The following is a 25,736-nucleotide window of genomic DNA, read 5'->3' on the forward strand; positions in this document are numbered from 1 at the left end:
ATATGTGGCAGTAGGTAGGTTTCAAAGAACTCTTGAGTAACTATAGGGTTTTCAAATGCAACTCTTATAACCTTATCATGTTTTGGCTTGCTATTTTTCTTTTTAGACATAAATATTATGAGTATATAAATAACTAATAAATTTTTTATCGCTATTTGTAATAATTATTGCTCTTTTGTTATTAATGGTTAAAATCCATTTTAATACTATCTTTTTTTATTTTTCTAGCAGTAATAATTACTGCAACTTTTTTCGTAAGTAATTACAGAATTTATAAATCACAGGTTGTATTATAGATATTGGGAATTATAGTTATAAAAAGTTCTATAATACCATATGTGAAGATCAATTAAATTTTGATCTAGCACTTGAGCAATTAGAAGATAGCGAATCTTTAAACTCAAAAGATAAAGCAAGGTTAGAAAAAATTTGCTCTTTTCAAAGTAGAAGACGGAATGGTGCGTTTGGAGGTAGCACAGGGTTATGATTGCTTACTAAGTCTTTATCTAGACAAAAATGCTACTTTAGTTCAGCAATATAAAGCGATTAAAAACGATAGTTACGGTTTAGATACTTTATATACTAAAAAAGCTGCGATTAATTTAGCTACACTCATTATTTTAGGTCACGAAGGAAAAGTAAAAGAAATATTATAAATAAAAAATGATGATGATTTCCTAAAATATTATAGCGGTTATACAGCGGATGAGATTCCTTTTTTAAACAGTTTACTCTCTTAATATACCGGGAACTTACTGCTAGATGTTTATATAGGCTTAGCTTAATTCATGTATTAGGCAGGTCATCTTTTAATGAACAAACTATACAAACCGATTACAGGCTTGCCATAGAAGAAATACAAAATATAATTAAACTAACCGGTATAAAGCAAAATAACATACTCGATATAGCATTGACTATTTAATGATAAGTTTGCTATTCATGCCGGCACAGTAATATCCTCTAGTCTACTAAATAGTGACTTAGATAGTTTCTATAGATTTCATATTGTTATGAATTCTAATGACCCCATTAGTCAAGAATCAATGGAAAAATTAGCTTCCATGAAATATATCAGAGATTATTCTATAGATTTTACTACTTTTCCTGAAAATATATTAAATCAAGTTTTAGCCGATAAGAAAATAAAATTTACGGATAATTGGCCTAGTTCAATAATTTATAGGTTATATTTTGATCAAATCTTTCCTCATCTAGATTCTATATTATATCTTGATGCAGATATTGTAGTACTGCGTGATTTAAATTCTCTTAAAAAATAGATATGAGTGATTATATATTGCTGCGGGTAGCATAGATACAGGTATTACATATTGTAGTCATAAAGTGACAAAAGAATGTAAGAGAAATATAACTCATTCTTATAAAAATAGCGGGGTAGTATTTTTAAACTTAAAAAATATGCAAGAAAAGCAAGATAAAAATATGCTTTTAGAAACTTTACAAAATTCAAAATGTGATTTTTCTTTTCCTAACCAAGATTTATTAAATGTTGCATTTCAGCATTATATTTATCCCTTATCGATGAGATGGAACTGTTGTACATATTTTGAGACTCAAAGCCCTTATTTTTCTTATTTCATTTTACACTATGCAGGACCTAAGCCATGGACTACCGATAAGCAGGAATTATGGAAGACAAATCAGGACAAATGAGATAAGATCACAAAACATTACTGGTGATATAAAGAAATAACACCTTGGAGTAGTATAAATTAATTATTTTAATTGACTTTAGCACTTAAGAGATTTAAAAATTAACTTTAATATGTAAGGTTACAATAAAAATGTTACCGCCTAAAATTTTCTTTGAAAAAGTTAAAGAAATAATTTGGCCTATAGAAAGGAAAGAATTAAAGCTATTTATACCTATGGCTTTAATGATGTTATGTATCCTTTTTAATTTTGGGGCTTTAAGATCTATCAAAGATAGTTTAGTAGTACCCTCTATGGGGGCTGAAATTATTAGCTTCTTAAAATTATGGTTAGTATTACCCTCGTGCGTAATTTTTACCGTACTTTATATTAAACTTAGTAATAACTTAAATTTTGAATATATTTTCTACATTATAGTCGGCAGTTTTTTACTATTTTTCTTATTATTTGCCTATATTATTTATCCAAATCAAGATATTTATCATCCTAATGATGAAATGATAAATAAATTAATTGCTTCATACCCTAATTTTAAATGGTTTATTAAAATAGGTAGTCAATGGAGTTATGCACTGATGTATATTTCCGCGGAATTATGGAGTGCAGTAGTCATAAACTTAATGTTTTGGCAGTTTGCCAATCACATTTTTGATACTTCTAAAGCTAAAAGATTCTATCCCGTTCTTGGAATGGTTGGTAATATCGGTCTTATAATAGCAGGCAGCGTACTTGTCTTTTTCTCAAGCGGGCAGGACGTCATTGATTCAGAATTATTACCAGATTCTTTTAATTCATCTGCCGGAAATGCTATAATGCTTCAGCCAATCATGTCAATTATTGTTACTGCAGGAATAATTGCTATGCTTCTATTTAGAATAATAAATAGATTTATTTTAACAGATTCCATAAATGTTTTAGATGCAAAAAAAGTTACAGCTAAAATGAAAACAAAACTTTCGATAATTGAAAGTATCAAATTAGTAATTCACTCAAAATATATAGGTCGTATTGCCTTATTAATAATCTGTTATGGATTATTAATAAATATAGTTGAAGGACCTTGGAAAGCAAAAATAAAAGAATTACATCCAAACACTATAGACTATGTTAACTTTATGGGCAGGTTTAATATTTGGATGGGGATATCATGCGTTACTTTCATGATAATAGGCAGTAATATTCTTAGAAGACTCGGTTGGCTCATTTCTGCATTATTAACTCCTATTATGTTGTCTATTACCGGCTTGATGTTTTTTATCTTTATAATTTTTATTGAAGAAATAGGAGAATGTTTCGGTGATTTTAATCTTCTATATGCAGCGATTATTGTTGGAGCAATTCAGAACATACTGAGTAAATCGTCCAAATATTCATTATTCGATTCAACAAAAGAAATGGCGTATATTCCTTTATCTTTAGAACTTAGAACTAAGGGAAAAGCTGCCGTAGAGGTAATAGGTACTAAATTCGGTAAATCGCTTGGAGCATTTATACAGTCTTTGATATTTATTATTATTCCGACTGCTACCTTTGATTCTATTATAATATATTTATTAGTAACTTTTATAGTTATGATGAGTTTATGGATTTGGAACGTTATAAAATTGAATAAGGAATATATAGAGCTGTGTAAGTAAACGTCATTGCAAGCGGGCATTGTTGCGTAGATACCACCCAGTCATTGCGAGCAGTTGTAGACTGCGTGGCAATCTCATGCAATAATAACAAACTCCTGAGATTGCTTCGTCAAAATTTTCAATTTTTCCTTGCAATGACGAAAAAACTTATCCATACAACAACAGAAAACACACTATAATACCGATTTAAAGATGAAAAAAATTCTTAAAATAATATTATTTATAACTATCTTTATTATACTCGCATATAGTGGGCTGTGGTTTACTATTATGTTCTCTTTATCACACTCTATAAATCAAAAATATGCCGGTACCAACCTTAATATAGAAGAGGCTGATAATAATCCTAATCAGCAATATCTTATTAAGTTTTCTAAAGTTCAGCCATATGGTTTTCCTTTCAAATTAGGTATTTCAGTAATTAATTGGCAAGAAGAGAGTATTAATAGAGTAACTGAATTTACCACACCGATAAATATCGGTTATGATTTACTTAAGCAGAAATTATTTATACATTTTTCCGGAGAAGCATTCGGAAAATTTAAGCCGGTTCAAAGAGGCTTTGGAGTAAGATTTTATAATGAGAACTGTATATTATCAACAAAAATACCGTTAAATTTAAAATTATTTGAAATAGTACGATTTAAAAAAGATTTATTTGAAGTTATAAATTTAATAGAAAATATTAAATTTACTTCCGGTAAAACAGAAATTTTTGACTTAGTCGATAATCAAAAATTATATGAAGAAGATCATACTATACTTACTATGTTATTTGACAAAAGTAAGTATTATACAAGTAAACAGGATTTCCTTGATAACATACCGCAAAAATTAGCAATTTATTATGAAACCGAAATAGTACAAAGTAACCTTGAAGATAGAATAATACCTGCCGGCTTATTATTATATCGACCCGCTTGGAATAATAATTTCAAATTTTCCGGTAATTTCTTGATTAGTACTAGTAGTGTGCATTTTAAAGATATTGCTAAAGATTTAACAATTGAAGTTACTAATGCAAAAATCAATAGTAATAACTTTGAAAATAATATTAATTTATTATATAAAGGTAAGTTAAACAATTTCGGCAATAATAATATTGATCTTTTGGTAGATTCGCAATTTAAGCTAAAACCTGGTTTTATAATAGGTGCATTAGAATTTATAAAGAAATATTACGATAAGCAAACCTATTTATTTAAACTTTCTGATAATAAGCTATATAAAGATTTTAATAATGAACTAAGCTATATTTTAAATAATGATAAACAATATAATTTTAGTATTTTTGAAGATAGGGAATATAATTTTAATTTAAATATTAATTTAGTGACTGAATTAAACAAATTAACTAGAGCACAGATAAATGCTTTAAGTCTCTATTCAAACGCATCGGGATTTAATATAACAAATGAAACTATAGTAAATGCTCTTAAAGATTCTTACAGTAAAGGTACGATAGTAATTAATGATTACTCTAGAATAATAGATGTTTTAAGTGCATATATATACGGAGTAGGGGATTTTAAAGATTTTTCGGAAGAGAGTAAGGAAGTATACGGGAATGCTTTGAAATCATTTTTAAAAACTATTTCCGATCACCCGAATTCATCTAATTTAATTGATGCTAGCATTGAGTATGTGTTTGATTTATCCGATTTAAACAAAGCTAAAATAGGTAATATAGATGATATAAATAAACTTATACCTTTATATTATTTATCTTTATATCAAGCAGCAGTAAAAAAAGTGCAACCCGGTGAAAATGTAAAAGAAAAAATTATGGAGTTAATTCCTAATGTTAATAAAAAAATATTAGAGGAATGTATACTCGATGAACTTCGTTAATCATCATTACGAGCGACTGAAAGGCGCGTGGCAATCTCAGGATTTTGGCATGAGATTGCTGCATCAAAATTTTCAATTTTTTCTTGCAATGACAGAACAATAATTTAATCATTGGCTGTTTAAAAAGTGATGAAGAGTTAATAGAAAAGGTCGGTAAATATTTACTAGAAGCAGGAGGTAAAAGAATTCGTCCGCTTTTAACTTAATGACAGAACAATTTATAAAAATACCAGCCATGAATATTATAGTAAAAATACAGCAAGATTTAAAAGATGAAGTAACTAAGTTAAACAATTTAATCATTAGCTATTTAAAAAGTGATGAAGAGTTAATAGAAAAGGTCGGTAAATATTTACTAGAAGCAGGAGGTAAAAGAATTCGTCCGCTTTTAACTATAATAACTGCTAAAATGTTTGATTATAAAGGCGATAATCATATAAAGCTCGCAAGTGCCGTTGAATTCATTCACACCGCCACATTGCTTCATGATGATGTGGTAGACGACAGCACTTTAAGAAGATTCAAACCTACGGCTAACGTTATTTGGGGCAGTAAAACAAGTATTTTAGTGGGTGATTTCCTCTTTAGTCAGTCTTTTAAGTTAATGGTAGCTTCCGGCTCTATTAAAGCTATGAATGTTCTAGCTAAAGCTTCGGCAATTATTTCCGAAGGGGAGGTAGTACAGCTAGTGAAGTTAAATGAACGACGTATTATAACTATAGACGAATATCAGCAAATAGTTAAATCTAAAACCGCCGAACTATTTGGAGCTGCTTGTGCAGTTGGAGCTATTATAGCAGAGCAGGTAGACCATATTTCTAAAGATATGCAGGACTTTGGGAAATTACTCGGTACGATATTTCAGGTTATAGATGACTTGCTTGATTATTTGGGTAATGATAAACAGGTAGGCAAAAATATTGGCGATGATTTCTTAGAAGGAAAAGTTACGTTACCGCTGATTTTTTTATATAATAAGTTAGAGCAAGATAAGCAGCTTTGGCTCGAAAATATAATTAAATGTGATAAGCGTACTAACGATGACTTTGTAAAAATACATGACTTAATGGTAAAGCATGAAATTTACAATGAAACAGTTAATGATTTGAGTAACTTAGAAAATGAAGTAAGTAAGTTATTAAATAAAATTCCGGTTCAGAATATTTATAAAGACTATTTGTTTTCGATTATTAAATTTATTTTGGATCGCTCTTATTAAATTAAATTGCATTCGTAGCTCAGCTGGATAGAGCGTTGCCCTCCGAAGGCAAAGGTCGTTGGTTCAAATCCAATCGAATGCACCATCACTAATAGATAAATTATCATTTTTATTTTCCATAATATAGATTATAGAACAATTATTGAAAATTGACAAATGGCTGGGACGGGAGGATTCGAACCTCCGGATGACGATACCAAAAACCGTTGCCTTACCACTTGGCGACGTCCCAATGTAGAAAAATGTAGAAATTAGAAATGTATAGACTTTATACCAATAAATAGCGGAAACGTCAATATTGTAAAAATAAATTTATTTCATTATTAAGCCAATTCCTCGCTTGCGTGGATAATAAATCATAAATTTTAGCTCTAATTTTGTTATAATATTCCTTGATATAGTTTATTTCATCAATATTAAGTAGTTTCATATCAGTCAATTTACTAGCATAAGGCACTAGGCTTAAGGTCTCAAACTCAAGCCATCCATTATTTTCTTTTACATACATCAAATTCTCAATCCTAATACCATATTTGCCAGGAATATAAAAACCCGGTTCATTAGATAAGATCATACCTGCTTTAAGTATTATTTTATTACGAAGATTTATGCTTTGCGGTCCTTCGTGAACACTTAAGAAGCTCCCTACCCCATGCCCTGTACCGTGTGGATAATCTAGCATTTCTTGCCATAAATATTGCCGAGCGAGTATATCCAGATTAGCTCCTGCGATGATATTTTTTGGGAATTTGGCTTTAGCTAAAGCAATATGTCCTTTAAGTACTTGCGTATAACGCTTTTTCTGCTCATCTGTCGGTGTACCTATTACTATTGTTCTAGTTATATCGGTAGTAGCACCTTGATACTGACCGCCGGAATCTATCAGTAATATCCCCTGCCCTTCAATTTTTTTAGCAGTTTTTTGGTCAGCTCTATAATGAATAATAGCACTATTTTCCTGAAATCCGCAAATAGCAGGAAAACTATCCGAAACATATCCCTCTTGTTTAGCTCGTTGCTCTGTAAGCTTTAAACCGAGGGAATACTCGGTCAATTCGTTATTTCCTATGTCATTCCCGCGAAGGCGGGAATCCATATTATGTTTTTCTGGATCCCCGTTTTCACGGGGATGACATTGAGCAAAATCAGCAAAAAATTCACATAAAGCTACTGCATCTTTAATATGCAAATCGATTGCATGCTTAATTTCTACATCATTCTTACAAGCTTTAAGCATTAAGCATGGATCGGTAATTTGTTGTACTTTTTTATCAGCTACTAAGTCCATTATATGAACAGATGCTATAGTATCATCAATAAAAATATTAGACATCTTCCCACACTTTGCTTCTAGAGGTAATTTAGACATCGATCCGATACTCGCATCCTCACTTACGCTTTTGTACACTGCGGTGCTGCGTTTCGTATCTCCTTTAAGTTCCTCTCTATAAGCTGGTTTGGAAAGATGTTTATTCTCGCTATCTCTTAAAATATTTTCAAATTCTTCTTCCGGTAAAATCGTTATTTCAGGACGAGCATTAATAATTTCGGCATCAATTCTTGTAGGATTTATAAACAAATATAATTGTGTAGAAGTGAGTATAACTTTTGCAAACATTAAAGGCGTATAAGCAACGTCACTGGCCCGCAAATTTAGTAACCAACATATGGAGGAGCTATCGAGAATGACTAAGGCAGATTGCTCGGTGTCATTCCCACTTTCCTCTATGTCATTCCCGCAAAAGCGGGAATCCAAAAAAATTTCACGACATTTACTTATTTTATCAGTATGACTAACGCCCGCAAACTTAATATCATGCAAATAAACTTTAGAGTTTGGCTCTAGCGGCTGATTTGGCCAAATCTTATCAACTAAATTTCCATTAATCTTCTGAAAATTGAACTTTAAATTTGATATAGTGGGATAAGTAAATAATTCAGAATCATATCCTATTTTTGCATCTTTACCAAACTTAGATATATCTTTTAAGTCAAAAAGCTTAAAAAGCTCTAAATCCAGCTCTTTATTTGCTTGCTCTAAATAACGTCCATCGGTAAAGAATAATGCTGTATCTTTATATATAATAGCTATACCGTTTGAACCAGTAAAACCTGTTATATATTCAAGTCTCTTTGCGTAGCTTGGAACATATTCACTCATATATTTATCGTTAGACGGAATTATATAACCGTCTATATCATATTCTGTGAATAAATTTCTAAGCAGATTAATGCGGATTTTTGCCATGTTTATATCTCTTATGTCGTGCTCTTGCCCGCTTGGAGACTGAGCCGTCATTGCAATGAAATTACTTAAGTAATTGACGAAGCAATCCAGTTAAAAAATTCTGATTTACAGAATTTTTTTTATTATTTTTTCTGGATGGCCACGCTCCTTGCAGTCGCTCGCAATGACAGCTCAGAATCCAGCTAGGCAACGCTCATAGATGGGAATGACATTTATACCATCCATAATACAAAGGAATACCAAAGATAGTAAAAGAACTAGCTATAATCAAAGTTTTAACAGGTGTTTCATAGATAACCCATGCACAAAAGATAATCGATATTATAGCTATAAGTAAATAATAATAAGAAAAATTTTCTTTTGAGCTAAAAATCACCTTTAAAAAAGCTAAGCTACAAATTAAATAGACGAATAAGAATGTGATTGCCGAGAAATCTATTATTTGTGTAATCTGTTTGGCAAAATTATCATTTGCCGTAAAGACTAATAACGGCACAATGCCAAGGCAGCTTACAATAATTCCGTGAGTTGGAGCGTTATTGCTATTTTTCTTAGCAAAAAATTTCGGTAATAAACCGTCTTCTGCAAGCCCAAGAGCTATCTGTCCGCTAGTCAGCACCCAAGCATTGAGCGTACCTATACATATAATCGAGGCTATAACCGTAATTACGCTTGACCATTTACCTCCGAATAATAATGAAGCGGCATCGGCATAAGGAGCTTTAGCACTAATAAGTTCAGAAGCAGGGATTAATCCCATTATACCTATGCTATTAATAATATATAACACTGCTACGCAAAAAGTTCCAACTATTATGGCTCGTGGAATGGTTTTTGCCGGATCTTTTACTGCACCTGCCGTGGTAGTTGCACATTCTATGCCGATAAATCCCCAAAAAGTAAGAAGTGCAACTCTTCCCATAATGCTCGGAATGCTTAAATTCTCTACTTCCTCGGCAATAGTTATATTATCTATATTAAAATGTGATAAAGCACATAAACCTACTACAAGCAATGGAACAAATTTTAAGAGAGTTAAATAAAACTCTGCTTTTCCTGCTACTTCAGGACCTTTTAAATTTAAAACCATAATAGCACCTAATAATATGATTTGTAATATTAAGTCTAAAATCGCTTGTGATTTAAAAAAAGGCGTTAGATAACCTATTGCCGAAATGACTACTATACTTGTACTGACAAAGGATATAACCCAGTAAGTCCAACCGGTGAAAAAAGCTATTTTATCCCCGAAATTTGCCCGTACATAAACGTGCGGACCTCCTGTTTTAGGAAATTTTGCACAAAGGGTAGAAAATACAAGTGCTATACTCATAGCACCAAATAATGAAAGTACCCAGCCCCAAATGCTGTATATACCGAACGGTGCTAAACTTAACGGTAATATAAAAACGCTAGTACCGATTTGACTGCCGGTTACTAAGGCAAAAACCGCCCAGAAACCTAATTTTTGTGACATATTAATCTAATTTAAAGAAACAGCTTTAAAATAGCTGAAATAATGATTTTTAGCAATAGTTAAAACTACCTATAATTATTTTACTCTTGATTTCTAAACAAAAGATTAATAGCTTTTTTAAGCTATCAAAAATAATCTTAGGAGTTAACATGCCAAATCGCACCACTAAAGTTTATACAGTGAAATCAGGAGATGCTTTATCAAAAATTTCACAAAATTATGATACTCCTGTTCAGGATTTAGTTAAATATAATAATATACGCGATCCTAATCATATCGCAGTAGGCTGGGGGATTTTATTTTCCGGTGATTTGCATGATTTTTCTTAAAATAAAGCTATTGGTGTAATAGTCAACTGCAATTGACTTTTTATGGATGTGCTGTAATTGCTAGAATAGTGTGATATTATCTTTGTTTGGTCCATAATACCAAAAAATTCTATAAGCAGCAGGAGTATTATTTTCAGCATAAGCTTCAAATATTTCTTCTCCATTATGTCCTCTAACAGATTTTTATATTTATGGGTATTTAAACTAGGATGATGAGGGTTTGCCTGTAGATATGCCAGTGTTTTTTTACTGCTTTTAAACGTTTTCTTCCAAATCTTTACTAGCTTGAATAGTAAAAAGAATTTTCAAAGTCATCATCTAAATATTTACTGCAATCTTCTATTTTCAGCCCTTCTTTCCTTTTCTTCTGTATTAAGCGGAGAAAAGAAATCAATTCTTTCCTCTAGTGCTTTTCGTAAGCTTTCAATATTAGGTGAAGGATAAGAGAATATTTTATTATAAACCCAGTTAAACATATTTTAAAACCTTTATTGATTTTAAAGTGTTACACGCTAAAAGATTTGCCACAGCCGCAATTAGCTTTTTCGTTAGGATTGGTGAAAGTGAATTGGGATTTGAATTTAGTCTCTACATAGTCCATTTCAGAACCTAGAATATACATTAATGCCTTTGGGTCGATTAGTATCCGTACGCCCTTTTCTTCAACTACTTCATCGAATTGATTTTTACTATCGGCATATTCCACGTAATAAGTCTGACCGGCACAACCGCCTGACTTAACCCCTACCCTAATACCAAAGGTAGGCTTGGCGCGTTTTTCTATTAGCAATTTTACTTGCTTTGCAGCAGAATCGGTTAATGAAATAACATTTTTCATGTTTTAAGAGTCTTTTTTGCTTTCTTTTTTCTGTTTGTAATCGGCTATAGCTGCTTTTATTGCATCTTCAGCAAGTAGTGAGCAATGTAATTTTACCGGTGGAAGTGACAATTCTTTTGCTATTTCGGTATTTTTAATAGTCTCGGCATCTTCTACCGATCTTCCTTTAACCCACTCCGTTACTAAAGAACTTGAAGCAATAGCTGAACCGCAGCCAAATGTTTTAAATTTAGCATCTGTAATAATCCCGTCATCATCAACTGCGATTTGTAACTTCATAACGTCACCGCAAGCAGGAGCTCCAACTAGTCCTGTACCAACATTTTTATTTTCTTTATCAAGCGATCCAACATTACGAGGATTTGCATAATGATCTATCACTTTTTTGCTATAAGCCATTGTTATTCCCTCAAATTTGGTTTTGTATGTTATACTTGCGTGAATACCTGAGCCGTCATTGCGAGGAAAAACTGCAAGTTTTGACAAAGCAATCTCAGGATATTTGACAAGATTGCCACGCAGCCTACGGCTGCTCGCAATGACTATATTCTCAATGTACAGCCCATTTAATCTTTTTCAAATCAATTCCCTCTTGCATCATTTCCCAAAGAGGGCTTAATTCCCTTAGTTTATCGATTTTTGAGCATATTAAATTTACTGCGTAGTCAACTTCCTGCTCGGTAGTAAATCTACCTATGCCGAACCTAATTGCAGTATGGGCAAGCTCTTCACCGATTCCCATAGAACGTAAAACATATGACGGCTCTAAAGAGGCAGAAGTACAAGCAGAACCGGAGGAAACCGCTAAATCTTTAATGGCAAGGATCATGGATTCTCCTTCAACTCCGGCAAAGCTTAAATTTAAATTACCTTTATATCTTTGATTTTTATCGCCGTTTAAATAAACTTCTGAAATTCGCTTATGTATATTATTTAAAAATCTGTCGAATAAGTAATTTACGTGCTTAGTATCTTTTTCCATCTCACTATACGCTATTTTAGCAGCCATGCCAAGCCCTACGATTAAAGGAGTCGGTAGCGTACCTGAACGCATACCTCTCTCCTGCCCACCACCGTTTATGAGCGGTGTAACACGGACACGAGGTTTTTTCCTTACATATAATGCACCTATTCCTTTCGGACCGTAAATTTTATGCCCTGAGATACTGGCAAGATCAATATTAAATGCGTTAACATCAATTGGAATTTTACCAAAACCTTGAGCAATATCGGAATGAAAAAAAACGCCCTTTTCACGGCAAATTTTCCCGATTTCCTTTAAAGGCTGAACAACACCTATTTCATTATTAACCACCATAACTGAAACTAACATAGTCTGATCGGTAATGGCATTTTTTAGAGTTTCTAAATCGATTATTCCATTTGGCTTAATCGGTAAGTATGTGATTTTTATACCTTCTTGCTCTAAATGCCTGCAAGCATCAAGTACACATTTATGTTCACTGACTACGGTAATAATATGATTCTTTTTATTGCTGTAAAATTTTGCTATTCCCTTTATTGCAAGATTGTTAGACTCAGTTGCACCGGAAGTGAAAATAATTTCTTTAGTATCCGCTCCTATTAACTTTGCTACCATACTCCTTGCCTCTTCAACGGCGTTTTCTGCCTCCCAACCGAAAGAATGGCTGCGTGAATGAGGATTGCCGAATTTGGTAGTAAAATAAGGCAACATTTCCTCCATTACTCTTGGATCTATTGGAGTCGTCGCCTGATAATCCATATATATCGGTAAGGTTAAATTGTTTAATTGTTGGTTCATATGGTTAAATTAATTCATGTTTTGGTATAGTTTAAACAGTCACCGATGTCATTCCCGCGGAAGCGGGAATGACATAAACGGAGCCGTGCAACAACGTCGCTTTTAGCTAGGAATGACATCGTAAATCTCCTCAAAAGCCTCTATAAAAGCCTCTATATCACTTACCGTATTAGTATGGCTTAAAGATATCCTAATCGAAGATTTTGCTTCTTCTTCCCCTACACCCATATTGGTTAATACATGCGATTTAGATATTTTTCCCGATGAACAAGCAGAACCGGAACTTACGCAAATATTATGTAAATCAAACCCAATTAATTTCACTTGTGCATCCGTATTTGGTATAGTAATTAAGGTAGTATTAGGCAACCTAGCTACGTTATTACTAACAATATTTACATTAGGATATTTTTTTAATTTTTTCTCTAAATTTTCTTGTAACTTTTTGATTTTTATATAATTTTCTGAGATATTGTTTGTCCTCAATGCAGAAGCTAAACCAAATCCTGCAATTGCTAAAACATTTTCAGTGCCTGAGCGTACTGATTTTTCCTGCCCTCCTCCTATAATCATTGGAGTAACTTGAAAATTAGAGCTAGAAATTAAAGCAGCACCACCCTGCCCCCCTCCTATTTTATGCCCTGAAATTGTAGCAAAATCTAATCCTAATGCTTTGATATTTATTGGTATTCTGCCAAAACCTTGCACTAAATCGCTATGAAGTTTTGCCTCATATTTTTTAGTTATTTTACCTATCTCAGCTATATCTTGTAAAACTCCGCTTTCATTATTAGCCATTATTATGGAAACTAGTTTTTTACTAGTATTACTTTGAGCTAACAACTCTTCTAAATGTTCTAAATCAACTAGCCCTTGCGTATTAACACTTATAACTTTAATATTTGGAGCGTAGTTTATATGGTTATAGATCGATAAATGTTCAATAGCTGAAATAAAAATATCGCCGTCATAAAAATTTTTCATTATTAAATTATTACCTTCAGTCCCTGATGAAGTAAAAGTAATATCATATTCTCTAGATGATAAGGTTATACCAAGAGCCATCGCTATTTGTGCGCGTACCGTTTCTATGAGATTCTTAGCAAATCTACCTGAGCTATGTGCTGATGAAGGATTAAGCTCCTTGTCCATTAAACTTATTATGAATTCCTTAACTCTAGGGTCGATAAAAGTAGTAGCATTATGGTCTAAATATATCATACATTTAAATTTGAGTTTAAAGCATCTTTAATTGAGATATTTTCAAAATAATCTCTAATATGCTTACCAAGACCTTGCCATAATTTATGCGAATTACATTTTATTGTATCAGGCACGCAAGTTTTAACTGACTTCTTATAGCAGGTAGTCATTATAAAATTTTCGTTAACGGCGTCCATAATATCGGAAATTTTTATTTCTTCTAGGTTACCGATTAAAATATACCCACCTTTCGATCCTCTAATAGCCTTAACTAGATCAGCTTTTTTAAGTTTAGAAAATATCTGCTCTAAATAGTGAAGCGATATATTTTGTTTTACGGACATTTCATTCAAAGTGACCGGTTCGGCACTTGATTTTGAAGCCATTTCAAGTATTGCCATTACGGCATATCTTCCTTTCGTCGTCAGCATCATATAACCAACCTATTAAAACTTAAAATTGTTTTATATCTACAATACCCAAGTAATTTAGTCAAGTATATAATTATATTATTTAATAAAAAATTAGCTTGTTAATATAAACTAAAATTTAATTGTGTAGAAACTAGTAGAAGTAGAAAAGAAGGAGAAAATATTATAAATAAGTGATTAATCCAACATTACCTAGGGACGTTGTTGCATGGTGCAAAAAACACCTTCGATATCATTCCTAGCTAGAAGCAGGAATCCAAAATTGCTTTGTCATTATCCCGCAAGCTTGTAGCGGGCCCCAATTAAATATTAGTACTTTAAATTATTTTTATGGTCCCAGTGGTCAAGCGAACTAGGTGACATAATGGGTTTTACCAATCCACGCAACAATGCCGGAGTATGACATTTAGCTGGATGCCTGCTTTCGCAGGAATGACATTTAATTATAAATAGTTAATTATTTTATTATCCACGCCCTCTGTTTGTTGTTCTATTTCTAGCTTTAGGTTTTGAAGAAGCAGCAATATTTTTTAAATTAGTTTGATAATTTTCTCTATTCTTTCCTATCTTAGTTTTTCATAATGAGTTTTAGCATTTTTTCTGAAACCTACTTTGGTTTCCATATTTTTTACAAAATCAGTAACAAGTATTTGTAGATGCCCTTGAATATCGATTTGACAATTTTTATCTAAAGCACCGGGCATAGTTTCTTGTATTTTTTTACAGCACAGTACATATCTAAATCTTCAGGTTGATAATGACCACTATTATTACGAAGGTAATCAATTTTTCCCCTATCATTTATCCCTATAACTCCTGCTGCTTCCGCAGGCTTTCCACTTAAAAATGAACCGTGGACAAGATTTTTAGTATTTGGCAAATATTGATTTTTATGAGTACCCATATAAATTGTTCCATCCTCTCCCATTACAAATGCTTGAACATTATTCATGCTTTTACTTTCTTTACCGATAGTAGAAGCTACTTTATCGTTAGCATCAAGTAATCTTTGAGAGGAGGTATCATAGAATAATTGGTGCTTTTTTTCCTCTGGTCCCACACGTAATATTTTAAATTCATGCCTATCCCATATTTGTTTACCTTGAGCTATTTTTTGAAGATGATGTTCTGCAAGTTTTGGATTTGGATGAACTACTTTAACTCTTACAGAATCTAATATTGCATCGTTTAATTTTCCTAACTCATGTTCCAGTATTAAAGCATGCTTAAATTTCTTTATTAATCTATTCCAATTATCTCTAGCTCTAGTTTTTGGATCTCTAAAAGGTGTATCAATCTTTCTTCCGACATCTCCAACTAGATAAACTTTATTATCTTTTTGGACTAAGTTATCTTTGTATAAAGGCTCTCCTTCTTGATTTATAAGTAGACCTTTTCTTTCAATAGCAGCTGATTGACCATCCTTATAAAGAATAATTTTTTCATTACTTAGTCCAAACTTTGAATTAATTTGTATTTTACCCTGATGATTTAAATGACCAATACCGATACCGTCAATATCTGCAATTTGAATATCTCTATTTTTATCAACAAATTTTCTAATTTCTTCAGAATTATTAATAAATTGACCGTTATCCTTTAATATTCCTTGTATATCGCCGGTAGTATAAGTAAATTCTTCTTTGATTGTTTTTGTGTCCTTTATAAGACCTACTGCAACGAAAATTTGTTGAAAGAAATTTAGATTGCTCTTGACTTCAACATTTTTTACTCCAATAGCTTCTCGTTCATGAATTACCAATTGATCCGGCTTTAAGTAGCCGCCTTTATCATAAATATTAATTACTCTGCCTCTTATAAGGTCTACTTCTGTTGCTTCTTTATCTTGTGCAAATTCCTTAACTTGCAGCTCTTCTGCAAACCTTACTTTCTTTTTTTTCTTACCCATTTAAATTACCTAAATTTATAAATAAATAACTTTAGGTTTCATTTTAACAATAAAAACTTTTATTTTTTTAATAATAGGCTGTTTTTTTAGTAAATTGAGAATTTAAAATCACATATTATATGATAACTGATTTTTCTTATATATAGTGTGATAGGTTCTTGTTAATTTGCCAAATAGCGACAAATACTAAACAAGTTGTAAACATTTGTAGTAGCTGTAATAATATGCTTAATTCCGGTATTAATATAATAATAACCGGTTGTAATATTATCGGGACTCCGCTTGAAAACATTACTAGCCTTATAGAAGTTTGTATTGAAGTTTTAGTAGTAAGTAAATTAGCTAAGCTATATACTAACAAAACTATAATACTTCTCTCTAATAAGAATGTTACAAACCAAAATAATATAATAGCCGGCATACCGAAATAAATAAATAAATTTGGTGCATATAATAAATGATCGGCAAAATATTTTTTTATTATTTCAGGAGTTAAAATGACTTCATTTTGCTTGAATATCTCAGAATAGTTAACAGTACTTGGAAAATTTTTCTTAGTATTGGCTACAATTAAATTTATCTTCAGCTTATTCTCTTCAAGTACAAACGGTATTTTGCTTTTTTCTTTGTTAGAAACTTGATTTTTTGTATCAATGACGACTATTTTATTGTCTTTCTTGCTATATAAATATATAGGCTCTACTTCTTCAACTGAAATGTTTGAATTATTATATTTAATTTCCGGTAATTGATTGATAATATATTCAATGTTGGCTGTAACTTTTGATGATTGTATTCCGTTAAAATAATCTTTTAAAGTTATTATGTAATTTAATATAAAAATACAATAAATTATTGATGGAATAAAAGATAAGGTAAATACATATCTTATTCCGTACCCTTGATAGTTTTTATATACATCTTTATAAAACTCTATAGAGCGAATTGATAAATGTAATTGACGGAGTAGTGCATTTAATCCTCCTAATATAAATGATAATAAATACATGTATAAGTAATTTATTTAAGTTTTTCAACCTCTTCCTTCTTTAATCCGGTTGAGGTAGCGATTAAATCAGTTTTTACACTGGCTGTGATTAAATTTTTGGCTATATTAATTGTGATTTAAGTATTTTTTCTATTTCTATTATATCATTTTGACCAAGTTTGGTCAAAATGTAGAATAACATTAACTCTATATAATCAATCCCTATATTAACTTCAACAAATATAGTAAAAGGTCTGCTATTTCTTACCATCTCTTTAACAAATCTCGTGTATGAATGTGCTTCATAAAAAATTATAAAATTCCGGACCAAGTATTTTCTGTCAATTTTTCATCAGGAATTTCATGAACATTAATTAGCTGATAATCATTAATCCAAGTAGCTTTTACTAATTCACTATTTTCAAATAATTCCCATAAATTTAAAGGAGCAGTATATTTTTGTATGCCATTATAAAACACTAAAGGATATATGAAAGGAAATTTTGTGTTTTTTAGTACTTTCTATGATATTCAGCAATATTTAACATAATATCATCACGGTTTGTATATAAAGATTCAATAAATAAAATAGAGTCCTTTAAAGCTAGTTGCACAGCTATATTGTCCTGATTATGTCTTTCTATAGCTTTAGAAAGCCCAAATTCTTTAACTACATTACCTAATTCTTTTATATTAGCTCGAAATCTAGTAGAATCAGAATTTGATATAGGTGTTTTTGAAAGATTTATTATTTCGTTTCTACGTTCTTGTGTTTTAATAATAACTATTTTCTTTAAGTTATCGTCTAAATCTTCTATTCCAATTTTATTGCGAATAATATCGTTTATACTAATTACTTTATTTCCATGCTTTCTCTCATGCCTTGCTGCTACTATACTGCAAGCCAAATCTGTTAATATATCTATCTAAGAAACTTTGCGTTATTAAATCTATACCTTTTGCTAATATTTTTATTATACCCTCTTGCTCATTAATATTATTTTTAAATATTTTAGTTTCAGCAATACAGCAAGCATTTATGATATTTTTATATTCCAATAAAATGCATTACAGTAATCGTATAATAATGGGCTTGCTTGTGCTAAACTTTCAATTTCTCTAAAGATTTCTGCTTTTTGTATTGTGCCACTAGCTTTTAGTGTTTTATTGTGGCTATCTATCTTAATGTCATAGGCATCTAATCTTTTATTTGCCCCGGCATCTAGTAATTTAAAATTACTGGTTTTCAACCTTATTTTTGCATCTTGAATTATTTCACTTGCAAACTTCAGCTTACTACTATGTTTAAATATCTGTTTTTCTTCTTCAGGCTTAAGCTTTTCATTCTTAATAAAACAATCACATTGTTCTTGGGCTGCTAATTCGTTAAATAGTTGCCCTCTTAGTTCTGTGTTAATTTCTGCTGGATAAATCGTGGCTATTTTCTTTAAATGATCCTCACCAAATTTATATATTCGATGATCACCGAAAATACTTCTTTTTTCTAACAACATTACGAACTGATCTTTATTATCACCTGCATAAGATAAAAGATATTTTTCAGTAAAAAATTTGGTATTTTAATTTGTAATACTACTTACGTAATTAATATCACTTGCTGCTATTTTAAGAGCTAATCCTTTGTTTAGGAATATAGGTTTATGTGTTTTATATCATTCTGCTAACGGATCGTCTGTTTCTGCAAGTAATTTAGTTACAAACTCCTCTAAACTTACTATTTTGCTTGCTGAATTATCGGTTGTAAATGTTTCATAGTTTCTATCTTCAAATATTATCTTGCCTTCTATTCCCGGTGCTTTACTAACCGATACTGTAAAAGTAAAATTATATTTCTTTATACCATTTAAAATAAACTTACTCTCTAACTCATTTATCACACCGCTCTTTAATATGCTTTTACATATTTCTTTTAAAAAGATTTGCGTTTCGCTTATGTTCGGTAATTAGTTAAAACTCACAATAAACCATTCTATTACTTCAGGATTTTTACTTTTTTCATATTCTTGAGTGATGTAATCGGTTATTGTGTAGAGTGGTGTTTGCCTTTGTGTGTAAATCTTCATCAAATTGGAATGCTTCAATTTTAGTTAAGTAAATTATTTTTAATAATTCATGAAATTGTTTATGACCTCCTTTATTAACTAACATTACTTTTAATATTTCAATTAAATTCCAAGTAGCTTCATACTTAGGCATATCTGTCAACATAAGGGTCACTGAGTATATCTTTGAACACTTTAAATGCTTCTTCTACCGGTTTTACCTTTCCTAATTCAACTAAACTTAAAGCAGACTCAGATTTGTCAGAATTACTAAATAGATTTTTCAGTATTTTAGATGCGTCATGTGATATATTGGGGTTTATTTGTATTATCCAACCTAGGATTTTGGCGATTGTGAATTCAATATAATTACTAGGGTTATTAAGTAGTGTATTCAATATTTTTAATGTCTCTTGGGCTAAACTAGGATTTATACGTACTGTTTCAGTTAAGCTCCAAATAACTACAATTTTGACTTCGTTGCCGGAATCGTTTAATACTTCTTTCAATATACTAAATATTACTAATGTTAAACTTGACAATATAATTTATTTTTTTATTTATTGCAACTATTAATTATTAATGTATAAGAAATTATACACTCAACAAAGTTAGCACTTATAGTTATGAAATATAAAAATATGAAATGAACATCTAAAATATTAGCCATAGGAATTTTAATAGCCGGTAATAATATATTTGCACAGGATACGAAGTCTGCTAAAGAATAAGAACAAAGCAGGATTATTAGAACTAAGCTGTAGAGGGCTTTAGCAACTATAGGGTTTTCAAATGCACTACGTACAATCTCATCATGTTTAGGCTTTTTTTGTATAATATAATTTTACGAAGAAAATAATTTTAATTAGAGGTAGTATTAAAGTGCAATATTATATATAAGTTTGTTGATAAAAAATGATTTATTTACTAATATCTATATTTCCATAAATAATATTAGTTTTATATGCTACTGCTACTTCCTGAAATAACTTTGACTTTAATAGCACTTTTAGGGCAGTTTTTTGCCGTAATGATCCCAAATAAAAATAGAATTATTTCTAATATCATTATTTTACTATGCATATTATCAATTTTTCTTACCTTTAAGTATTCAAGTTATGAAGGAGTATGGTACTCATTTGCTACCGGAATAAATATCGGTATTAGTAAAAGCATAGTGCTACTATTCACTATTATCTCCATGATTATATACCGTGATTACTCTATTCTTGTTGCTGAGGAATTAAAGTTTGAATTTATTACTTTAATGTTATTATCGGTCGTAGGTATTTTTGTTGCAATTTCATCACGGAATTTTCTATTATTATTCTGCGGTATGGAGCTTACTGCTTTAACTTCATATGCACTTGCAGGATTCAAATTAAATGATATGAAATCATCGGAAGGTGCTTTAAAATATTTTATCTTAGGTAGTTTAGTTAGTTGTTTATCATTATTCGGTATTTCTTTTATATACGGATTTGGCGGAAGCCTACAATTTGAGGATATCTTATATAAACTAAATGATAATTCCGGAATGAATCTTGGTTTAATAATCGGTATTGTACTATTTTTAAGTAGTATTTTCTTTAAACTCTCAAGTGTTCCACTCCATTTTTGGGTCCCTGACGTATATGAAGGATCACCGATTACTTCAGTTACTTATTTCACCGCTGCCTCAAAAATAGGTATGGTTATTGTTTTATTAAATATCAGCAAATTAATTATAGGTAATTACTACCTTATTAATTATAATTTAATAAAGATAATTGCTATATTATCTATGCTGTTTGGAGCTTTTGGAGCCATTCGTCAAACTTCTCTAAAAAGATTAATGGCTTATAGTACTATTTTAAATATCGGTTATGTATTAATCGGCGTTCTTCTGCATAATCAAGAAGGATATAAAGCAACTCTACTATATATTCTAATATATGCGGTAGGGAGTATAGGATTTTTTACTTGCTTAATTATACTGCTCGGTAAAGACGTCGATAAAGCTAGTTTTAAAACTATACAAGGAATTGCAGAGCATCATAAAACTATAGCTGCCGTAATTAGCATAGTTATGTTTTCAATGATTGGAATCCCTCCTCTTACAGGATTTTTCGGTAAATATTACCTTTTTTACCAAGCAATTAATCAAGAAGAATTCGCATTAGCTTATTGTGGTATTTTTACCAGCGTAGTTGCTGCGTTTTATTATCTTAAAGTAGTAAAAGCCATGTATTTTTCTAAAAAGATTGAGATAATTAAGCTGCCGATGCAATATGGGCTTTTACTGATTAATTACTTAGTTGTAGGCTTCTTGTTGCTTGGTTCATTTATTATCTCGTTTTAGCCGGTGTAGACTTTTTATTAACAACACTAGCTGCAGTAGTTTGAGTAGGCTTCATAACCTTTTCTTTTAGATTCTTTATATGTTTTAGATTTTCTTCATCTACTTGGTCTTTTTGTTTAGCTTTTTTAGCTAGACCTAATTGACTTGGAGTAACACTAACCATATCATCCGTTCCAACTGCTTTCTTAAATTTTTCTAGAGTATCTACATATTCTCTGTTTGCATATATATTTGTCTTTACCAATTTTTGTTTTGGTTCTTTCTTTATTTTATCAGAAGAACCAGCTAAATTTCTTTCATCTTTAATATCTTCATTTAAACTTTTTATTGTCTTTATTAAATGTTTTTTCGCACTATCTCTAATACCAAGTATTTCTAAAATTCTTGCAAAATTAGTAGTAATTTTATTTCTTAATTTAAGTTTTTGTCCTCCTTTTTTTCTTTCTTCATAATTAAGAATTTTCGCAAAATAATCAGGATACTCTTTCATTAATGTTTTTAATCCTTGCTCTTTCACTTCGTAATAAGGAAAACTATCTTTTTTAGAAATTAAACTATTTACTTTAATTTCTAAGCCATATTCCTTTAAGGATTCTTGCCTTTTTTTCATTGTATCTATTAAACTAGCCTTAATTTCTTCAGGCGTTATTTCTTTAGATTGTTTATTATTAAATTGTTTTGGCATCGCTTGTTTTGCAAATTCTGCAATTGCTTCATTACTATAATATTTAGTTAATTCATCAAAACTTTTATCAATAGTTTTGCTTAAATCAATTTTAGAAACTGCAAGTAAGCTATCGGCAAAATTAGGATTTTTTGTTCTTAAATTAGAAGGAAATTCTCTAAAATGGTTAGTGGGACCGAATCCAGGCAAATGTTTGGCTCTTGAATGCGGATATATATTATTTGTTAAATTATCAAAACTACCAGCAAAATCAATTCTTACTAATTTAGGTAAAGTTTTTGGATTTTTTTGATCTCTGATAACTCCTATATTTCCAACATGTATATCAAAATCGCCGATCAATAAACTTGCCGGCATAATGTTTTCAAAGTTCTGATACTTAATTTCCTTAAAAGCATTTTCTAAGGTTCTAAATAATTTATTTCTAGCCCCCATAAAAAGTGGTCTACCGCCGTCCTTTCTAAACCAAGAACTCGGTTTAGTTTTAGCAGACATATGTTTATCCATGTCCACATACATATCGCTACTATAATTCTCAAAAAATTCAGATTTGACATATATTTGCGAATCAACGGTTTTAGATTTATTAAAATCATCAGGAGCAATTAAATTAACCTTTGCTCCATTTCCAGGACTTATAGCTTCAAAAATTTGAGATCCTAAAAACTCGGCTATATTTTTTGAGCTTGAAGCCTCTTTTTTTATCATCGCCGTAATTTTACCGTCTAAGCTTTGATATACTCCGCCATGCTCTCCTACCTCATTAGCTCCGCCTCCTTTAGGCTTTAAAAAATTCCAACCTTTAAATACTGATTTCTTATTTTGCGTCATCTTCGCCTCTTTATAATGATTTACATCAAATTGATAATTTTGATATAATTATAAAACATATTATTTATTTTATATCAAGAACAGAAGCCGTTTTCTACTGAATTTTATTGTTCTTTAATATTTCAGCTACTTCAAGAGCTGCATAGGTAAATATACCTGTGGCACCGGCACGTTTAAAACTAATTAATGACTCCATCAAAGCTCTCTCCCAATCAATTGCCCCTGCTTCTGCTGCAAATTTTAACATTGCATATTCTCCACTAACCTGATATGCAAAAATTTTAACATTAAAATTATTTGCCGCTTCACGAATAACATCCAAAAACGGCATACCAGGCTTCACCATTACTATATCGGCTCCCTCTGCTATATCATGCTCAATCTCAAGCATTGCTTCCTTAATATTACGTACATCCATTTGATAGCTTGATTTATCTAAATAATTCTTTTTATTACTCTTAACAGCATCGCGAAACGGACCGTAAAAACTTGACGCATATTTAGCGGCATAAGCAAGAATTCCAACATTTATAAATCCCTCTTTGTCAAGATATTCCCTTATAGCCCTGATTCTTCCATCCATCATATCGGAAGGTGCAACAATATCTAATCCAGCTTTTGCTAGCACTAATGCCTGATTACACAAAGCTCTTACTGATCTATCATTATCAACTTCCCCATGATGCACAATACCATCATGACCATGTGTAGTATAAGGATCAAGTGCTACATCGCATATTATACCAATATCGATATTAGCGTTTTTGATGCTTCTAATAGTTCTACATATTAAATTATCTAAATTATAAGCCTCATCGGCATTTTCACTTTTTAGACTTTGATCAATACTCGGAAATAATGCAATAACATTAATACCAAACTCTGCTGCTTCTTTTGCCGTTTCTACTATTTGATCAATCGATAAACGATATATACCAGGCATAGTTTTAATTTCTTGCCTTTCATTATGTCCTTCAACAACAAATAAAGGCAACACTAAATCACTAACCGATAAATTACTTTCGGATATTAACTCTCTAAGCCAAAAAGCTTTTCTATTTCTTCTAAGTCTAATATGGGGATACATAAAATTCATATCTCATTTTAGTTAATAACTTGGATTCTAATATATAAAATATATAACCTAACTTATAGTAAAAATATTGCATTACAAAAAGAAATTTTGCTTGCAATTTATAAAAAATTTAAGCAAGCTGTTTAATTATGTAAATAAACATAGGGGCTTAATATGGCACAATATAATATTCCAACATCAGTAAAAGATAGAATACAAGAGTGGGAAAAAAATCAAAAAATATGTCAAATAACCCACCAAAAAATACAAAACCGGCTGTTCCTCCAAAACCCACTTCTGAGCAAATAAAGGCATAGAACGAGGCACATAAAAAACAGACTGACTTAACTACACATTCCCAAGCACTTGATATATTTGTTGACACCCCATCTCCGCAAGTTGAAACCCAAAAGCCTATTATTTTTTCAAAACCGGCTCCGGAACAAACAAAAGTACCGGAAGAAACACCTAAAAAACAATCTAATTTAACCGTAAAAGAGAAAATAGAGAAATTTTTGATCATACTATTGATACCAAAGATGCTTTGATTCCGGAATTTAGCCGCTATATAGCATTAAGCGGTTCTATGGCAGGGAAGCGTCTTGATGTTACTATTAAAGCTTATGAACAATCATTAGGACGGCTAATAAAACAAGCAGGAGTACCTCAAAAAGAGTTTGTTTCTTTTATAGAAGATGATCTAATAAAGAATCATACACACAAAGATAAATTTGAAAAAATCAATCAACATTATAAATTACCTGAACCACCTAAACTATCTGAGATAATTGATAATCTTAGAGAATTAGTAAACAATGATGATATAATAGCTTATTTGAAACAAAATAGAAAACACATTGAATTTAAAGAAAAAGTAAATAATATTATTCAGATTTATGATGATTATAAACATAATCCAGCTGCTATAGCTAAAGTTGAAGCAAAACTGAAAGAGGTAGGTAAATGGTGTGAAGAAACTACAAAAATGGATAATAATCCTATTTGGAACAATATTGGTAATTTTATAAAATATTCTTTTACCGGAGATAAAGCTAAAGCTGCTTTTTATAAAGATGCTATAAAAATTCTACTCAAAATACTAAAAAAGCTATAGCAGAAATACAAAAATCTCTTACCAATCCTTCTCCTCA

26 protein-coding genes, 2 tRNA genes and 2 pseudogenes are annotated in these 25,736 nt (G+C 30.9%); 8 read left to right on the plus strand and 22 right to left on the minus strand.

What is annotated here, in order from left to right; genetic code table 11:
- Positions 1 to 236 precede the first annotated feature (236 nt).
- From RJP_RS11570 to RJP_RS04030, 5 genes and pseudogenes are all read left to right on the plus strand, one after another.
- Positions 237 to 1,704: pseudogene (locus RJP_RS11570) on the plus strand (glycosyltransferase family 8 protein).
- Positions 1,705 to 1,808: 104 nt separating this feature from the next.
- Entirely contained in the window at positions 1,809 to 3,314 is a 1,506-nt protein-coding gene (gene tlc3, locus RJP_RS04010; protein WP_014120865.1) for a nucleotide exchange transporter Tlc3, read from the plus strand.
- Between the two features lie 192 nt (positions 3,315 to 3,506).
- Positions 3,507 to 5,165 carry a hypothetical protein gene (locus RJP_RS04015; protein ID WP_014120866.1) on the plus strand — a complete coding sequence of 553 codons (1,659 nt, stop codon included), beginning with the start codon at positions 3,507 to 3,509 and terminating at the stop codon, positions 5,163 to 5,165.
- A 235-nt stretch (positions 5,166 to 5,400) separates the two neighbouring features.
- Complete coding sequence (locus tag RJP_RS04025) at positions 5,401 to 6,384, plus strand: polyprenyl synthetase family protein (protein ID WP_014120867.1); 984 nt, start codon at positions 5,401 to 5,403, stop codon at positions 6,382 to 6,384.
- 8 nt (positions 6,385 to 6,392) lie between these two features.
- A tRNA-Arg gene (locus RJP_RS04030) sits at positions 6,393 to 6,469 on the plus strand.
- A 72-nt stretch (positions 6,470 to 6,541) separates the two neighbouring features.
- On the opposite strand, the gene RJP_RS04035 is transcribed toward RJP_RS04030, so the two are convergent.
- From RJP_RS04035 to RJP_RS04045, 3 genes are all read right to left on the minus strand, one after another.
- Positions 6,542 to 6,616 (minus strand) — tRNA-Gln (locus RJP_RS04035).
- Between the two features lie 60 nt (positions 6,617 to 6,676).
- On the minus strand, positions 6,677 to 8,632 hold the full coding sequence (locus RJP_RS04040) for an aminopeptidase P family protein (RefSeq protein WP_024704582.1): 1,956 nt from the start codon (positions 8,630 to 8,632) through the stop codon (positions 6,677 to 6,679).
- Positions 8,633 to 8,825: 193 nt separating this feature from the next.
- Positions 8,826 to 10,109, minus strand: coding sequence for an APC family permease (locus RJP_RS04045; RefSeq protein WP_014120869.1), 1,284 nt, complete (start codon positions 10,107 to 10,109; stop codon positions 8,826 to 8,828).
- Between the two features lie 149 nt (positions 10,110 to 10,258).
- Between RJP_RS04045 and RJP_RS04050 the strand changes: the two genes are divergently transcribed.
- The gene (locus RJP_RS04050; protein WP_014120870.1) at positions 10,259 to 10,438 is read left to right on the plus strand and encodes a LysM peptidoglycan-binding domain-containing protein; all 180 of its coding nucleotides are present in this window, start codon (positions 10,259 to 10,261) and stop codon (positions 10,436 to 10,438) included.
- Positions 10,439 to 10,764: 326 nt separating this feature from the next.
- Here the strand turns inward: RJP_RS04050 and RJP_RS09595 are convergent, their stop codons facing one another.
- The 16 genes and pseudogenes from RJP_RS09595 to RJP_RS04125 all read right to left on the minus strand — a co-directional run bounded on the left by RJP_RS09595 (position 10,765) and on the right by RJP_RS04125 (position 20,195).
- On the minus strand, positions 10,765 to 10,914 hold the full coding sequence (locus tag RJP_RS09595; protein ID WP_167535734.1) for a hypothetical protein: 150 nt from the start codon (positions 10,912 to 10,914) through the stop codon (positions 10,765 to 10,767).
- A gap of 29 nt (positions 10,915 to 10,943) precedes the next feature.
- Entirely contained in the window at positions 10,944 to 11,276 is a 333-nt protein-coding gene (locus RJP_RS04055) for an iron-sulfur cluster assembly accessory protein (RefSeq protein ID WP_004998325.1), read from the minus strand.
- 3 nt (positions 11,277 to 11,279) lie between these two features.
- A complete protein-coding gene (gene iscU / locus RJP_RS04060) occupies positions 11,280 to 11,675 on the minus strand; it encodes a Fe-S cluster assembly scaffold IscU (protein ID WP_014014436.1) in 396 nt (131 codons plus the stop codon).
- Between the two features lie 151 nt (positions 11,676 to 11,826).
- On the minus strand, positions 11,827 to 13,059 hold the full coding sequence (locus tag RJP_RS04065) for an IscS subfamily cysteine desulfurase (protein ID WP_014014437.1): 1,233 nt from the start codon (positions 13,057 to 13,059) through the stop codon (positions 11,827 to 11,829).
- 102 nt (positions 13,060 to 13,161) lie between these two features.
- Entirely contained in the window at positions 13,162 to 14,280 is a 1,119-nt protein-coding gene (locus RJP_RS04070) for a cysteine desulfurase family protein (protein WP_014120871.1), read from the minus strand.
- Positions 14,277 to 14,696, minus strand: a complete 420-nt coding sequence (locus RJP_RS04075) for a Fe-S cluster assembly transcription factor (protein WP_014120872.1) — start codon at positions 14,694 to 14,696, stop codon at positions 14,277 to 14,279. The genes RJP_RS04070 and RJP_RS04075 overlap by 4 nt, the downstream gene beginning before the upstream one ends.
- Before the next feature lie 462 nt (positions 14,697 to 15,158).
- A pseudogene (locus RJP_RS11400) lies at positions 15,159 to 15,397 on the minus strand (hypothetical protein).
- Positions 15,382 to 16,602, minus strand: coding sequence for a hypothetical protein (locus RJP_RS04085; RefSeq protein WP_225981220.1), 1,221 nt, complete (start codon positions 16,600 to 16,602; stop codon positions 15,382 to 15,384). The pseudogene RJP_RS11400 and the gene RJP_RS04085 overlap by 16 nt, the downstream one beginning before the upstream one ends.
- A gap of 136 nt (positions 16,603 to 16,738) precedes the next feature.
- Positions 16,739 to 17,611: a DUF1189 family protein gene (locus tag RJP_RS04090; protein WP_014120873.1), complete on the minus strand. Its 873-nt coding sequence runs from the start codon at positions 17,609 to 17,611 to the stop codon at positions 16,739 to 16,741.
- 100 nt (positions 17,612 to 17,711) lie between these two features.
- On the minus strand, positions 17,712 to 17,861 hold the full coding sequence (locus RJP_RS09465) for a hypothetical protein (RefSeq protein WP_014014441.1): 150 nt from the start codon (positions 17,859 to 17,861) through the stop codon (positions 17,712 to 17,714).
- Positions 17,862 to 17,902: 41 nt separating this feature from the next.
- Positions 17,903 to 18,070, minus strand: coding sequence for an Rpn family recombination-promoting nuclease/putative transposase (locus RJP_RS04095; protein ID WP_014120874.1), 168 nt, complete (start codon positions 18,068 to 18,070; stop codon positions 17,903 to 17,905).
- A 32-nt stretch (positions 18,071 to 18,102) separates the two neighbouring features.
- Entirely contained in the window at positions 18,103 to 18,498 is a 396-nt protein-coding gene (locus tag RJP_RS04100) for a hypothetical protein (protein WP_041405560.1), read from the minus strand.
- Between the two features lie 129 nt (positions 18,499 to 18,627).
- Positions 18,628 to 19,104, minus strand: coding sequence for a hypothetical protein (locus tag RJP_RS04110; protein ID WP_024704485.1), 477 nt, complete (start codon positions 19,102 to 19,104; stop codon positions 18,628 to 18,630).
- A 159-nt stretch (positions 19,105 to 19,263) separates the two neighbouring features.
- A complete protein-coding gene (locus tag RJP_RS04115) occupies positions 19,264 to 19,488 on the minus strand; it encodes a hypothetical protein (RefSeq protein ID WP_024704484.1) in 225 nt (74 codons plus the stop codon).
- 118 nt (positions 19,489 to 19,606) lie between these two features.
- The gene (locus RJP_RS04120; RefSeq protein WP_151201693.1) at positions 19,607 to 19,807 is read right to left on the minus strand and encodes a hypothetical protein; all 201 of its coding nucleotides are present in this window, start codon (positions 19,805 to 19,807) and stop codon (positions 19,607 to 19,609) included.
- Positions 19,800 to 20,195, minus strand: a complete 396-nt coding sequence (locus RJP_RS04125) for a hypothetical protein (RefSeq protein ID WP_231839086.1) — start codon at positions 20,193 to 20,195, stop codon at positions 19,800 to 19,802. The genes RJP_RS04120 and RJP_RS04125 overlap by 8 nt, the downstream gene beginning before the upstream one ends.
- 422 nt (positions 20,196 to 20,617) lie before the next feature.
- Here RJP_RS04125 and nuoN point away from each other — a divergent pair, with 422 nt between their 5' ends.
- Positions 20,618 to 21,994, plus strand: a complete 1,377-nt coding sequence (gene nuoN / locus RJP_RS04130) for an NADH-quinone oxidoreductase subunit NuoN (protein WP_014120875.1) — start codon at positions 20,618 to 20,620, stop codon at positions 21,992 to 21,994.
- Here nuoN and RJP_RS04135 read toward each other — a convergent pair.
- The 3 genes from RJP_RS04135 to RJP_RS04145 form a co-directional block, all read right to left on the minus strand.
- Positions 21,981 to 23,510 carry a hypothetical protein gene (locus tag RJP_RS04135; protein WP_014120876.1) on the minus strand — a complete coding sequence of 510 codons (1,530 nt, stop codon included), beginning with the start codon at positions 23,508 to 23,510 and terminating at the stop codon, positions 21,981 to 21,983. The two genes, nuoN and RJP_RS04135, sit on opposite strands and share 14 nt — an antisense overlap.
- Positions 23,511 to 23,604: 94 nt before the next feature.
- Complete coding sequence (gene hemB, locus RJP_RS04140) at positions 23,605 to 24,597, minus strand: porphobilinogen synthase (protein WP_024704586.1); 993 nt, start codon at positions 24,595 to 24,597, stop codon at positions 23,605 to 23,607.
- A 157-nt stretch (positions 24,598 to 24,754) separates the two neighbouring features.
- Entirely contained in the window at positions 24,755 to 25,108 is a 354-nt protein-coding gene (locus RJP_RS04145) for a hypothetical protein (RefSeq protein ID WP_024704587.1), read from the minus strand.
- Positions 25,109 to 25,129: 21 nt separating this feature from the next.
- Between RJP_RS04145 and RJP_RS10555 the strand changes: the two genes are divergently transcribed.
- Positions 25,130 to 25,699 (plus strand): hypothetical protein, encoded by a 570-nt coding sequence (locus RJP_RS10555; RefSeq protein ID WP_014120878.1) that lies wholly within the window; start codon positions 25,130 to 25,132, stop codon positions 25,697 to 25,699.
- Positions 25,700 to 25,736 lie beyond the last annotated feature (37 nt).

It is taken from the genome of Rickettsia japonica YH (assembly GCF_000283595.1).
Taxonomy (GTDB): domain Bacteria; phylum Pseudomonadota; class Alphaproteobacteria; order Rickettsiales; family Rickettsiaceae; genus Rickettsia; species Rickettsia rickettsii.